Source organism: Acuticoccus sp. MNP-M23 (genome assembly GCF_031195445.1).
Lineage (GTDB): Bacteria > Pseudomonadota > Alphaproteobacteria > Rhizobiales > Amorphaceae > Acuticoccus.
Genome location: NZ_CP133480.1, coordinates 507,825 through 520,228, shown reverse-complemented (window position 1 = coordinate 520,228; position 12,404 = coordinate 507,825). Strand labels below are relative to the sequence as shown.

The following is a 12,404-nucleotide window of genomic DNA, read 5'->3' as shown; positions in this document are numbered from 1 at the left end:
GGTATGCGCGCCATGATCCCCGAACTCTCCCAGACATTCGCCTCAGGCACCGGCGCGACCTTGCACTTCGTCATCGGCGGGGCGCGCTCCGGCAAGAGCACCCATGCCGAGCGGCTGATCGAGACATTGCCGCCGCCGTGGCTCTACATTGCCACCGCCGAGGCGTTCGACACCGAAATGGCCGAGCGGATCGCGACCCACCGCGCCCGCCGCGATGCGCGCTGGGAGACCCGCGATGCCCCGCACAACCTTCTGGAGGCGCTGGAGGCGGCCGAGCCCGGCCGCCCGGTGCTGATCGACTGTCTCACCTTGTGGCTCAGCAACCGCCTGCTCGCTGACGCCGACATGGCGGCCGAACGCGCCGCGCTGGTTGCAGCGCTTGCAGCGCCGCGCGGTCCCTGGGTGGCTGTGTCCAACGAGGTGGGCCTTGGCATCGTGCCCGACAATGCGCTCGCCCGACGCTTCCGTGACCAACAGGGCGCGCTCAACCAGGCGGTGGCCGGGGTGGCGGACAGCGTGGTTTTCATGGCGGCCGGCTTGCCGATGAGGCTGAAATGACGAAGGCCGGGGGCGCTCGCGCGCTGATGTTCCAGGGCACCGGGTCGGACGTTGGCAAGTCGCTCATTGTGGCGGGGCTGGCCCGTGCGCTGACCCTGCGCGGGCTGAAGGTGCGACCGTTCAAGCCGCAGAACATGTCCAACAATGCCGCGGTGACGCTGGATGGCGGCGAAATCGGCCGCGCCCAGGCGTTGCAGGCGCGGGCGGCCGGCGTTCAGCCCACCGTCCACATGAACCCGGTGCTCCTGAAACCGCAGAGCGGGATGGGCGCGCAGGTTGTCGTGCAGGGCAAGGTGCTGGGCAGCTGGAAGGCCGCCGATTTCCAGACGTTGAAGCCGAGCCTGATGGCGCCGGTGCTGGAAAGCCTCGACAGTCTGCGCGCCGAGGCGGATATTGTTCTGATCGAGGGGGCGGGCAGCGCGTCCGAGGTGAATCTGCGCCAGAACGATATTGCCAACATGGGCCTTGCCCGCGCCGCCGATGTGCCGGTGGTGCTGATCGGCGACATCGACCGCGGCGGCGTGATTGCGAGCCTCGTCGGCACCCGCACGGTGCTCGATCCGGCGGATGCGGCCATGGTGTGCGGCTTTCTGGTCAACCGCTTCCGCGGTGATCCGGCGCTGTTTGCCGACGGGATGGACCGGATTGCAGCAGACACCGGCTGGCGCGCGTTCGGCCTCGTCCCGCACATCGACGATGCGCGCCGCCTGCCAGCCGAGGATGCGCTGGCGCTGCGCCAGCCGGGCACCGAAAAGGGGGCCGGTACGCTGCTGGTGATTGCGCCAATGCTGCCCTCCATCTCCAACTTCGACGATCTGGACCCGCTGGAGGCCGAGCCCGGCGTAACGGTGCGGCGGCAAAGCCCGGACATCCCCATTCCGGGTGATGCCGATCTTGTGGTCCTGCCCGGCTCCAAGGCGACGATCGCCGATCTTCGGGCGCTGAAGCAGTCCGGCCTCGACATTGATATTGCGGCCCATGTGCGCCGGGGCGGCCATGTTCTGGGGATCTGCGGCGGGTTCCAGATGCTGGGGTGTTGCGTTCGTGACGAGGCGGGTCTGGAGGGCGAGGCCGGGAGTATTCGCGGGCTCGGCCTTCTCGACATCGAGACCAGCCTTGGCGGCGACAAGCGGCTGGTGGCGGTGCGCGGAACCTCGTTCTCGGGGGCGACCCTTTCGGGTTATGAAATGCACATGGGACAGACCACGGGCGCTGCGATGGCGCAGCCGTTTGCGCACATCACGGTCAGCGCCGGTGCGTCTTTTCCGGATGGGGCGGTGGGCCACAACGGGCGCGTCGTCGGCACCTATATCCACGGCCTGTTTTCGGACGATACCCAGCGCGCGGACTGGATCAAGCGGCTCGGTGGCCGGTCCGGTGGACTGGACTATGAGGCTGGGGTGGATGCGGCGCTGGACGCTCTCGCCGCCCACCTCGAAACCCATCTGGACATCGACGCGATGCTGGCGCTGGCGCGCTAGAACGCCAGTACGAGCCCCAGAACCGCCGCCACCAACGCGGCAAGAAGGCCGTTGGCGATGCAAAACAGCGTGAGCGCGTTGCGGATGTCCTGCGGGCCAAGAGCCTGCCTGCCGCCAGAGCCCATCACCGGGGTGTCCGTCATTCGGCCGGCGTAGGCGCGGGGACCGGCAATGGCAATGCCGAGCGCGCCGGCGGTCGCTGCCTCCGGCCAACCGGCGTTGGGTGAGCGGTGGCGGTGCGCATCACGGCCGATGGCGGCGATGGCGCCGCGCGGGCTGGCGGCCGGCATCAGCGCCGCCGCAGCCACGAACAGAAGACCCGAAAGGCGCGAGGCCGGCAGGTTGACCACATCGTCCAGCCGGGCGGACGCCCAGCCGAACGCCTCATGGCGCGGCGTCCGGTGGCCGATCATGCTGTCAGCGGTGTTGATGGCCTTGTAGGCGGCGGCGCCGGGCAGCCCCAGAAGGCACATCCAGAACGCCGGGGCGACCACCCCGTCGGATGCGTTTTCGGCCAGGCTCTCGATGGCGCCGCGGCAGATGCCGGACTGGTCGAGCGATGTCGTGTCGCGTCCGACAATCCGGGAGACGGCGGCGCGCCCGGCGGCAAGCCTTGCCGCTTCATCGCCTTCCAGTTCGAGGGCCTTTGCCACCGCGGCCACATGCTGGTGAAGGCTGCGCTGGGCAAGGAGGCTGCTGGCGGCAATAGCGGTGAGACCGATGCCGAGTGCCAGCGGCGCCGCGAAAAGCAGCGTCTCCACCAGCCAGCCGCCGGCAAGGGCGACCGCCAGAATGACAAGCAGCGCGAGAATGCCGCCCACCCGGCGCATCAGCGGCGCGGCGTCCGCCCGGTTGAGCGCACGGTCCAGCCCGGCGATCAGCGCGCCGATCCACGTCACGGGATGGCCGATGGCGCGGAACAGGCGATCCGGATATCCGGCCAGAGCTTCCAGTGCGAGGGCGGCGAGCGTGATCGCAGCGGTCAGTGCAAGTGAAGTCATTTGCAGATTTATCGCCCGGTCTGTCGTCGCACGTTGGAAGCTGTGGCATGGAGAGGCGAACGCCCGCTGACAGGGACGTCCGGAACGGAAAGGGATTGGCATTTGGCCCACAAGAGCGACATCGAGATAGCACGGGACGCCCAAAAGCGTCCCATCGCCGAAATCGGTGCCATGCTTGGCATCCCGCCCGACGCCCTTCTTCCCTACGGACGCGACAAGGCGAAAATCGACGAGGGCTTCATTGGCTCACTGGCAGACCGGCCTGACGGCAAGCTGATCCTCGTCACCGCCGTCAACCCGACGCCGGCGGGCGAGGGCAAGACCACCACCACGGTGGGCCTCGGGGATGGCCTGCGCCACATCGGCAAGAACGCTGCAATCTGCATCCGCGAGGCGTCGCTGGGCCCCAATTTCGGCCAGAAGGGCGGGGCGGCCGGCGGCGGCTATGCCCAGGTGGTGCCGATGGAGGACATGAACCTCCACTTCACCGGCGATTTCCACGCCATCACCGCCGCGCACAACCTTCTCGCCGCAATGGTGGACAACCACGTCTACTGGGGCAATGCGCTCCAGATCGACGTGCGCCGCATTGTCTGGCGCCGCGTGGTGGACATGAACGACCGGGCCTTGCGGGCGGTCAACGTTTCGCTGGGCGGGGTCGCCAACGGGTTTCCGCGCGAGGGCGGGTTCGACATCACCGTCGCTTCCGAAGTGATGGCGATCCTGTGCCTTGCGGACGACCTCAAGGATCTCGAACGCCGCCTCGGCGACATGATCGTCGCCTACACGCGCGAAAAAACGCCCATCACCTGCCGCGATCTGAAGGCCGACGGCGCAATGACCGTGCTTCTCAAGGATGCGATGCAGCCGAACCTCGTGCAGACGCTGGAGAACAACCCGGCGCTGGTTCACGGCGGCCCGTTTGCCAACATTGCCCATGGCTGCAACTCGGTGGTGGCCACCCGCACGGCGCTGAAGCTTGCGGACTATGTGGTGACGGAAGCCGGCTTCGGTGCGGATCTCGGCGCCGAGAAATTCTTCGACATCAAGTGCCGCAAGGCGGGGCTGAAGCCGGCGGCGGCGGTGCTGGTTGCCACCGTGCGGTCGATGAAGATGAACGGCGGCGTCGCCAAGGCCGACCTTGCCGCAGAGAATGTGGAGGCGGTGACCTTGGGGTGCGCCAACCTTGGCCGCCATATCCGCAACGTGAAGGGCTTCGGCGTGCCGGTGGTGGTGGCGATCAACCATTTTGCCGGGGACTCCGATGCGGAGATCGAAGCCGTGAAGGCGTTTGTCGCCGCGGCGGGCAGCGAAGCGATCATCTGCCGCCACTGGGCAAATGGCAGCGCCGGAAGTGCCGACCTTGCCACCCGCGTTGCCGCGCTGGCCGATGGCGGCACCGCCGATTTCAAGCCCATCTACGATGATGAGCTGCCGCTTCTGGCAAAGATGGAAACCGTTGCGCGGACGATTTATGGCGCGGACGGCGTGGAGGCTTCGTCCGCGGTGAAGGACCAGCTGGCCGCATGGGAGGCGGCGGGCTACGGCCATTTCCCGGTGTGCATGGCAAAGACGCAGTATTCGTTTTCTGCCGACCCCGCGAAGCTTGGCGCGCCGACCGGGTTCACCGTGCCGATCCGCGAGGTGCGGCTTTCGGCGGGCGCCGGTTTTGTGGTGGCGATCTGCGGTGACCTGATGACCATGCCGGGCCTGCCGCGCGTGCCGGCCGCCGAACGCATCAGGCTTGACGACAACGGACGGATCGAGGGGCTTTTCTAGAACATGACGGACGGCGTGGCGGACATCATCGACGGCAAGGCATTTGCCGCTTCAATTCGGGCAAGGGTCGGTGAACATGTGGCAAGGCTGAAGGCCGAACACGGGCTGACCCCCGGCCTTGCGGTGGTGCTGGTGGGGGACAATCCCGCCTCTGAAGTTTATGTGCGCAACAAGGGCAAGCAGACCGCCGAGGCCGGCATGGCCTCGTTCGAGCATCGCCTGCCGGCCGATACGTCGCAGGAGACGCTGCTGGCGCTGGTGGCAGAGCTGAATGCGGACCCTGCCGTGCATGGCATTCTCGTCCAGCTCCCCCTGCCGGCGCACATCGAGGAAGGCGCGGTGCTGGGCGCGATCCTGCCCGAAAAGGATGTGGACGGGTTTCACCCCGTCAACGTCGGCCGGCTGGCGACGGGGCAGACGGCTCTGGTGCCCTGCACGCCGCTTGGTTGCCTGATGATGCTCAGGGATCGGCACGGCGCGCTGTCCGGCCTCGATGCGGTGGTGGTCGGCCGCTCCAACATTGTGGGCAAGCCCATGGCGCAGCTCCTGCTGCGCGACAGCGCGACCGTGACGGTGGTCCACTCGCGAACCCGCGAGATTGAGGCGATCTGCCGCCGCGCCGATATTCTGGTGGCCGCCGTTGGCCGCCCGCAGATGATTGGCGCGGACTGGGTGAAGCCGGGCGCCACGGTGATCGACGTCGGCATCAACCGGGTTGATGCGCCCGAAAAGGGGCCGGGCAAGACGCGGCTCGTGGGGGACGTGGATTTTGCCGCAGTGAGCCGGGTGGCCGGGGCTATCACCCCGGTGCCGGGCGGGGTCGGCCCGATGACCATCGCCTGCCTGCTGGCCAACACGCTGACGGCCGCATGCCGGGCGGAAGGCCTTCCGGAACCGGAGGGCCTTGCCGCCTGACCGCACGCCTTATGGTGCAGCTTCCGGGCGGGGCCTAGCGGTCCCGCCGTCCGCGCACCAGCAGCGCAGCGCCGGCGGCACAAAGGCAAAGCCCTACGCCAGCGACCAGAACGATGATGTGATCGTGACCGCTGCTTTGCGCAATGTGGCCGGGGTGAGCGCTGGCCGGCCCTGCCAGAAGCGCCATCGCGGCCGCTGGGACGAGAGCCGCGGTGGCGGCGAGAGTGGTGCGCATGGAGGGATCCTTCAAGAATGCGTGATGCAGTGGCGATGCAAAAACTTCACCATCTGCGGCACCTGCGCAATCCCTGCCAGCACAACAAGCCGTGCGTTGCCTCGCAGCGGGCCTCCAAGTGTGGCTGACAGCGCGCGTTCAGAAACCGGCCAATAGTGAAGGCGGTGTAACGCCGCTTGCCTTCGAGGTTCGGTGACGTAACTCTTTTGTCATGGAACCGAAGGCGGACCGGCGGCGATCCTCGCAGGTCATCAACCGGGCGCTAGGGCATGGGCCCGTCCGGAAATGGAGTTCTGATGCTGAAAACTATTTCTCTGGCAGCAGCACTTGCGCTGACTGCAACGGCTGCGCTGGCCGAAACGCCAACGATCACCGACATTACGGGCACCTGGACCGGCACCGGCTTTGTTCAGAAGAACGAAAAGTCCAAGCCGATGAACGTCAAGTGCGAGGTGGAAGGCGCGCAGTCCGGCGATGAAGTCTCGTTCGACGGCTATTGCCGCGCGATGATTATCGTCAAGCGGGCCATCGGTGCGCAGCTCGTTCGGAGCGGCGACACCTATACCGGCACCTACACCGGGTCGGACGCGGGCGTCGCCAAGCTGGACGGCGGGGAGCCCAAGCCCGGCCTTCTCGACCTCGAGATGCAGTTTCCGCGCGATGTGAACGGCGATGCGGTTGCCCGCATGGTGATCGAGACGCCTTCGGAAGATTCCTTCACCATCCGCACCACTGACATGATGGAATCCGGCGTTGAGGTGGTGACGTCCGAAGTCACCTTCGAGCGCGAAGCCAGCGTCGCCGAGAACTGATCCGGCGCTCAGCCCGTGCAGGCGTCCCCCGCCGGGCTGATCGTTGCGCGTTCATGCGCGGTTTCCGCCTGAACGCGCAGCATCGTCCCGTCCGGCAGGTCGGGCAGGCTGCCTAGGTGGACAACCGGTGGGGCGGTGTCACCAATTTCCCGCGCGGTGAGGCAGCCGACCACCAGAATGGCATCCACCTGACGCAGAAGCAGCGCTGCCGGGGCTGCGCCGTTGGCGATCAGTTCCAGCAGCACCGCCGCGGAAGAGGATGAGCCGACCAGCTCGTCGATGGCGACCACCTGTCCGGCAAGGCTGCGCCCGCAATCGGCATGGCGCGCATTGATGATCCGCCCGGTCGCCGGATCGACACCACCCCAGAAGCTCAGCGGGCCGCGCACGGTGAGAAGCGGCGCACACGCGATGCCCGGAAACACCGCCCGCCCGAAAAGCGTCACCGCCGCACCCCGCTGACCGCAACATCGACGCATGTCGCAAGGCTGGCATAGACCACCGCATGGCCGATGTTGCCGGGCGCGTAGTGCGCGAACTTGCCCGAATTGGTCATCAGCACGCCATCACCGGAAAGGATTGGCGTGGCGACAATGCAGGTGTCGGCAATCATCGTCACCCCGGCAGCCTCCAGCGCATGGCGTTCGGCTTGTGTCAGCGCAGCCAGAACGTGGCGACCGGTGTTGGCGTAAAATGGCAGGCGCACGGTCTGCCCGGCAAGGCGTTCGGCCAGATCCCGGCATTCGGCCAGCGAAAGATGCGGCGAGCCGACGCCGATTGCCGTCACCGGGGCATCATCGGGCGCAGTGGAAAGGAGCGCAAAGCCATCCGCCACGTCCTGCGGCGTCAGTACCATGCGGGGCGCGGTCTCGTCGGCAATGGCGGCAAGGGTCGGGGCTTCGGGGGTCACGCCGATAATGTGGAAGAGGGCGGTGGCGCCGAACGCGGCCGCTGCGGCGCCGAACGCCTTCATCCGGTCTTCGGTGGCAAAGCCTTCGAGGCCGGTGAGCGCCACCACGGCATCGCCTGCGCGCTGGCCGACAAGGGCGCCCAGCACGGGCCAGGCGGCGTCGTCGTCGCGGGTGGCAGCGGGCAGGGCGCCGGTGTCCACCACCAGCTGCGCGCGCCGGTTCTCCGGCAGGTGGAGACCGGTGAGCGGGGCGCGGCCGCAAATGGCAGCGGCAATGTCCAGAAAATCGCCGTAGCGGTTGGTGCGCGCGCCGAGGACGGAGTTGCAGAACACCACCGCATTGCTCTCGCCCCACGCAACGTCGGTGCCTGCCGCCGGGCGGTGGCCGGCCTGGTAGGGCGCGCAGGTCCACGTCGCGCGGCAGCCCAGCCCCTCGTAGGCGCGCATCAGCCGAAGGGCCGACTTGCGCGCGGCGCCGGTCATCCGCACCGAGGCGGGGTTGAGGAGGTCCAGCGAGCCGATGTTGAGCGTTGCCGGCACCTTCACCCGCGCGCCGCAATCCACCAGATGCTGGGCAAAGCGGGTGCCGCTGTCGCCATGGTAAAGGCATCCGTCGATGTGGGCCGACGCAATGGGGATGAGCTGCGGTGCGCCCAGAATGGTGGCGACTTCCGCCACGATCCGCATGGCGCTCGCTATGCCGGGCCCCTCGGCACCGTCCAGCATCGCCTGTTCCGTTTTGGTGAGGGAAACGGCCACGGCGCTAGCTAGCGCTGGTAGATGTAGCCGCGCGAGATCTTTTCCTTGATCTCGTCCATCGCCCGCGCAGAGGCGCCGTTGGTCCAGAGGTCGATGGCACCCTCGACCTTCACGCCGGCAGCTTCCAGGTCGGCGATCTTCTTCGGGTTGCCGGTGATCAGCTGGGCGGATGTGACCCCGAGCGCGTTCAGCACGCCGGCTGCTGCGCCATAGCCGCGCTCGTCCACGTCGAAGCCCATGGCGACGTTCGCCTCGTCGGACGAGTAGCGGCGCGGGCCGCGCTTGCCGTCCGAATAGCCGTACTGGAGGGCAAGGCAGTCCAGCTTGCTGCGCAGCCCGATGCCGCGGCCTTCCTGACGCAGATAGATGAAAATGCCTTCCTGCTTGGCTTCCATCTCGTCCATGGCCAGACGCAGCTGATCGCCGCAATCGCACATGGAGGATCCGAACGCGTCGCCGAGGATGCATTCGGAGTGGACGCGCGTCAGCACGCGTTCCCGCTTGCGAAAAACGTCGAGCACGGCTGCGTGAAGGTCGGTCTCGGCCAGCCAGTCCCGCCCGCCGTACAGCATGGCAAGATGCGGATGGTCACCCAGCGTATGGCCGCTCTCTTCGAACCCGAGGCAGATCCACAATCGGCGTTGAATTTCGACGGGTGTCAGAGAAATGAAGGCCAGGCCTTCGGCATTCATCGCAGCTTTGAGATCCATAAATCCAAGTCCTCGGCCGGACGACCGGCTTACAAAAGTGCTCCGGGCGTAGCCTGCCACGCAAAAGCGGTGACCAGTTGACGCGTTTGCACCCTGCTGTCGATATGCCGCTGTGCCACCACGGACGATACGTCGCGCTCTTGATTAGAGTCGAATCATCGACGGAGCCAACGGATGAGTGGCACGAGCAGAAAGGCCGACAGCATTCCAGCCAGTGCATATAGGCGTGCCCGAGGGCAGCTCCAACACACGGCCGTGTTACCAGCGGGGGTGCATGGGTTCTATCGGCAATTCACCGGCCGGGCTTTCCGGCGGCGGGGCATCGTGCATGTTTGATTTCCACGCAATGCCCACGCTGCTTGCGCTCAAGGCGGCCGCAGCCGCGGGATCGCCGCTGGTGGTTGGCCAGCTGGGCCAGTCGCTGGACGGGCGGATCGCCACCGCGTCGGGCCATTCTCACTATGTGAACGGGCCGGAAGCCATCGCCTTCCTGCACCATCTTCGCGCCCATGTGGATGCCGTGGTGGTGGGGGCCGGCACCGCCCTTGCCGACGATCCGCAGCTTACCGTTCGCTGCTGCGCAGGTCCCAGCCCGGCGCGAATCCTGATTGATGGCAAGCGCCGCTCCGGGCCGGGGTTGCGGATGTTACGCAGCGCCGATGGTGCGGGGCGGCTGGTGTTCGGCGCACGGCTGCCGGACGATCCGCCGGACGTGGAGCACGTTGTGCCGTCCGCCAATGCGCCGCTTGCGCCCGAGGCCATTCTGGCCGTGCTGGCCGAGCGCGGCTGGCACCGGGTGCTGATTGAAGGCGGCGCGCACACCGTCAGCGCCTTTCTGGCGGCGGGCGCGTTGTCTCGCCTGTGCGTGGCGGTGGCGCCCCTCATCATCGGCGGCGGACCGGGCGGCATCGCGCTGCCGCCGGTGGACCGGCTCGACAGCGCGCTGCGTCCCGAAACGAAGACGTTCATGCTTCCCGCCGGGGACGTCATCTTCGACTGTACGCTGTGAAGCGGGCAGCGCTCGCCATTGCCCTGGCACTGGCTGCCCCCGCGGCGGCGGCCGAGGCGTGTTTCGCCCCGCTGGCGCCCGGTATCGTGTCCGGCGCGGATGGCTACCTTTCGGTCACGCTGGAGGATGGGCGGGAGGTGCGGATCGGCGGCATCGTCCCGGCCACAACCACGAGCGTGGGCGAGGACCTGCCTTCGCTCGATCTCGCCGCGCTGGCTGGCCGCCGCGTTGCGGTGAGGGCCATGGCGGATGCACCGCAGGCGGACCGATACGGGCGGATAATTGGCGATATTGTCTTAGAAGACACAGGGCCCGGCCTTCTTGACGGGTGGCTTCGCGAGGGTCTTGCGCTTGTTGATCCCACTGGTATGTCGGAGGCGTGTCTCGAAGTCCTCTTCACGGCGGAGCGCGCAGCAGAAATGGAGCAGCGCGGGTTCTGGGCGCGGCCGGATGGGGTTCGCTCCGCAGCCAATCCCGCGCTTTCCAGTGAGGCCGGCGCCTTTGCGCTGGTGTCCGGTTTGGTGAAGAGCGTCGGCGAGACGCGGAGCACGGTATATCTGAATTTCGGCGAAGACTACGACAGCGATTTTACCGTACTTGTCCGGCGCAGCGACGCCAGGGGTTGGGACAGCGAACTTGCCGACCTGGCGGGAACGCAAATCCGTGTAAGGGGTGTTTTGGAGGCGTGGAACGGCGGCTTGATCCGGCTCGAGCATCCAAGGCAGGTCGAGCGGCTGCGCGCCGATCGCGCCCTGCGCGGCCTGCGCTCGCCATGAAGGCAAAATGGACGGCAACCGTCCTTGCTGCGCTGCTTGTGGCGTCTTGCGGCGGGTCGATCAGCGAATCGCCGGTCATCACCGCGGCCATGCCGCGGCCCGGCCCTGCCGTCATCGCCGCACCCGTGCGCCCGCCGCGCTCCAAGGAGCACGAAAAGCTCATCGCCAGCTACGGCGGCGTCTACAACAATCCCAAGATCGAGCGCGAGGTCGCCTCGCTGGTGGGCCGTCTGGTCGCGGCATCGGCGAATCCGAATCAGTCGATCCAGGTGACCATCCTCAACGCGCCGGCGGTCAATGCCTTCGCGCTGCCCTCCGGCGACCTCTACATCACGCGCGGCCTCATCACCCTTGCCAACGACGAGAGCGAGCTTGCGGCTGTGATCGCCCACGAGCTGGCCCACGTCACGGCAGACCACGCGCGTCAGCGCCAGCGGCAGGCCCGCGCCGTCGCGCTGGCCCGAAGGGTCAGCGATGTGGTGGACGACCCCGAAATCCGGCTCGAAACCCGCGAGACGGCGGACGTGAGCCTTGCCTCCTTCAGCCAGCGGCAGGAGTTTCAGGCCGACGAGATTGGCGTGCAGACACTGGCAAAGGCCGGGTTCGACCCGTTTGCCGCCGCACGCTTCCTGGGCGCCATGGCCCGCTACGGCGAGCTGCCGGCCATGAACGCGGCCAGCGCCACGCGGCCGAGCTTCCTGTCGTCCCACCCGTCGACGCCGGCGAGAGTGGACAACGCACGCCGCGCAGCCCGCGCGTTTGCGGCGCCCGGCATCGGCCTCACCGAGCGCGAGGGCTACCTTGAGAGCCTGGACGGGGCGCTGTTCGGCGACGACCCGCGCGAGGGCTATGTGCGCGGGCGGGAGTTCGCGCACTCCGAACTCGGCATCGCGTTCACCGTGCCGCAGGGCTATGTGCTGAAGAACACGTCCGCCGCGGTGCTCGCCACCGACGGGCAGCACACCGCCATCCGGTTCGACGCGGTGTCGGTGCCTTCGGGCGAAAACCTTGGCGACTATCTGCGCTCCGGCTGGGTGAAGGGGCTGATCACCGACTCCGTGCGGCCGAGCACGCTGGGCGGGATGCCTGTGGCCATCGCCTCTGCGCTGGTGGACGGCTGGTCGTTCCGCATTGCGGTGGTGCGCGGGCCGGAGCGGGTCTACCGCTTCATCTTCGCCTCGTCGGAGCCGGCTTCGGCCTACGAGGATGCGTTCCGTCGCACGCTGGCTTCGTTCCGCGTGCTGACCCCGTCGCAGCGGGCGGCCATGCGCCCGCTCACCTTGCAGGTGGTGCCGGCCCAGCCGGGCGATACGGTGGTGGGCCTTTCGGCCCGGATGCGCGGCGTCGACCACGAGATGAAGCGCCCCCTGTTCGAGACGCTGAACGGGATCGACGCGGAAAATCCGCTGAAGCCGGGCCAGCTCGTCAAGATCGTCGTCGACTGACCCGGCCGCCGGCT

13 protein-coding genes are annotated in these 12,404 nt (G+C 67.6%); 8 read left to right on the top strand and 5 right to left on the bottom strand.

What is annotated here, in order from left to right; genetic code table 11:
* Window positions 1-12 precede the first annotated feature (12 nt).
* Window positions 13-558 (top strand): bifunctional adenosylcobinamide kinase/adenosylcobinamide-phosphate guanylyltransferase, encoded by a 546-nt coding sequence (cobU, locus tag RDV64_RS02415; protein ID WP_309199414.1) that lies wholly within the window; start codon window positions 13-15, stop codon window positions 556-558.
* On the top strand, window positions 555-2,039 hold the full coding sequence (locus tag RDV64_RS02410; protein WP_309197693.1) for a cobyric acid synthase: 1,485 nt from the start codon (window positions 555-557) through the stop codon (window positions 2,037-2,039). The genes cobU and RDV64_RS02410 overlap by 4 nt, the downstream gene beginning before the upstream one ends.
* Here the strand turns inward: RDV64_RS02410 and cbiB are convergent.
* Window positions 2,036-3,040: an adenosylcobinamide-phosphate synthase CbiB gene (gene cbiB / locus RDV64_RS02405; RefSeq protein WP_309197692.1), complete on the bottom strand. Its 1,005-nt coding sequence runs from the start codon at window positions 3,038-3,040 to the stop codon at window positions 2,036-2,038. The genes RDV64_RS02410 and cbiB overlap by 4 nt on opposite strands.
* 102 nt (window positions 3,041-3,142) lie before the next feature.
* On the opposite strand from cbiB, the gene RDV64_RS02400 reads away from it, so the two are divergent.
* Window positions 3,143-4,819: a formate--tetrahydrofolate ligase gene (locus RDV64_RS02400; RefSeq protein WP_309197691.1), complete on the top strand. Its 1,677-nt coding sequence runs from the start codon at window positions 3,143-3,145 to the stop codon at window positions 4,817-4,819.
* 3 nt (window positions 4,820-4,822) lie between these two features.
* The gene (gene folD, locus RDV64_RS02395) at window positions 4,823-5,734 is read left to right on the top strand and encodes a bifunctional methylenetetrahydrofolate dehydrogenase/methenyltetrahydrofolate cyclohydrolase FolD (RefSeq protein WP_309197690.1); all 912 of its coding nucleotides are present in this window, start codon (window positions 4,823-4,825) and stop codon (window positions 5,732-5,734) included.
* 34 nt (window positions 5,735-5,768) lie between these two features.
* Here folD and RDV64_RS02390 read toward each other — a convergent pair whose 3' ends face one another.
* Complete coding sequence (locus tag RDV64_RS02390; RefSeq protein ID WP_309197689.1) at window positions 5,769-5,969, bottom strand: DUF6732 family protein; 201 nt, start codon at window positions 5,967-5,969, stop codon at window positions 5,769-5,771.
* A gap of 296 nt (window positions 5,970-6,265) precedes the next feature.
* Between RDV64_RS02390 and RDV64_RS02385 the strand changes: the two genes are divergently transcribed.
* Entirely contained in the window at window positions 6,266-6,781 is a 516-nt protein-coding gene (locus RDV64_RS02385) for a hypothetical protein (RefSeq protein ID WP_309197688.1), read from the top strand.
* A gap of 8 nt (window positions 6,782-6,789) precedes the next feature.
* On the opposite strand, the gene RDV64_RS02380 is transcribed toward RDV64_RS02385, so the two are convergent.
* From RDV64_RS02380 to RDV64_RS02370, 3 genes are read right to left on the bottom strand one after another with little or no spacing between them, the layout of a single operon-like run.
* Entirely contained in the window at window positions 6,790-7,227 is a 438-nt protein-coding gene (locus RDV64_RS02380; RefSeq protein ID WP_309197687.1) for an aconitase X swivel domain-containing protein, read from the bottom strand.
* A complete protein-coding gene (locus tag RDV64_RS02375) occupies window positions 7,224-8,450 on the bottom strand; it encodes an aconitase X catalytic domain-containing protein (RefSeq protein ID WP_309197686.1) in 1,227 nt (408 codons plus the stop codon). The genes RDV64_RS02380 and RDV64_RS02375 overlap by 4 nt, the downstream gene beginning before the upstream one ends.
* 8 nt (window positions 8,451-8,458) lie before the next feature.
* Window positions 8,459-9,160: a hypothetical protein gene (locus tag RDV64_RS02370; RefSeq protein WP_309197685.1), complete on the bottom strand. Its 702-nt coding sequence runs from the start codon at window positions 9,158-9,160 to the stop codon at window positions 8,459-8,461.
* 328 nt (window positions 9,161-9,488) lie between these two features.
* Here RDV64_RS02370 and RDV64_RS02365 point away from each other — a divergent pair, with 328 nt between their 5' ends.
* The 3 genes from RDV64_RS02365 to RDV64_RS02355 are packed head-to-tail and all read left to right on the top strand — an operon-like array spanning window position 9,489 to window position 12,390.
* On the top strand, window positions 9,489-10,169 hold the full coding sequence (locus tag RDV64_RS02365; RefSeq protein WP_309197684.1) for a RibD family protein: 681 nt from the start codon (window positions 9,489-9,491) through the stop codon (window positions 10,167-10,169).
* A complete protein-coding gene (locus RDV64_RS02360) occupies window positions 10,166-10,945 on the top strand; it encodes a hypothetical protein (RefSeq protein ID WP_309197683.1) in 780 nt (259 codons plus the stop codon). Before RDV64_RS02365 ends, RDV64_RS02360 begins: the two co-directional genes overlap by 4 nt.
* Complete coding sequence (locus RDV64_RS02355) at window positions 10,942-12,390, top strand: M48 family metalloprotease (protein WP_309197682.1); 1,449 nt, start codon at window positions 10,942-10,944, stop codon at window positions 12,388-12,390. The genes RDV64_RS02360 and RDV64_RS02355 overlap by 4 nt, the downstream gene beginning before the upstream one ends.
* Window positions 12,391-12,404 lie beyond the last annotated feature (14 nt).

Coding starts and splice junctions, on each gene's coding strand:
- cbiB (WP_309197692.1), bottom strand. CDS start 3,040: ATGACTTCACTTGCACTGACCGCTGCGATCACGCTCGCCGCCCTCGCA.
- RDV64_RS02410 (WP_309197693.1), top strand. CDS start 555: ATGACGAAGGCCGGGGGCGCTCGCGCGCTGATGTTCCAGGGCACCGGG.
- folD (WP_309197690.1), top strand. CDS start 4,823: ATGACGGACGGCGTGGCGGACATCATCGACGGCAAGGCATTTGCCGCT.
- RDV64_RS02355 (WP_309197682.1), top strand. CDS start 10,942: ATGAAGGCAAAATGGACGGCAACCGTCCTTGCTGCGCTGCTTGTGGCG.
- RDV64_RS02385 (WP_309197688.1), top strand. CDS start 6,266: ATGCTGAAAACTATTTCTCTGGCAGCAGCACTTGCGCTGACTGCAACG.
- RDV64_RS02390 (WP_309197689.1), bottom strand. CDS start 5,969: ATGCGCACCACTCTCGCCGCCACCGCGGCTCTCGTCCCAGCGGCCGCG.
- cobU (WP_309199414.1), top strand. CDS start 13: ATGATCCCCGAACTCTCCCAGACATTCGCCTCAGGCACCGGCGCGACC.
- RDV64_RS02370 (WP_309197685.1), bottom strand. CDS start 9,160: ATGGATCTCAAAGCTGCGATGAATGCCGAAGGCCTGGCCTTCATTTCT.
- RDV64_RS02365 (WP_309197684.1), top strand. CDS start 9,489: ATGTTTGATTTCCACGCAATGCCCACGCTGCTTGCGCTCAAGGCGGCC.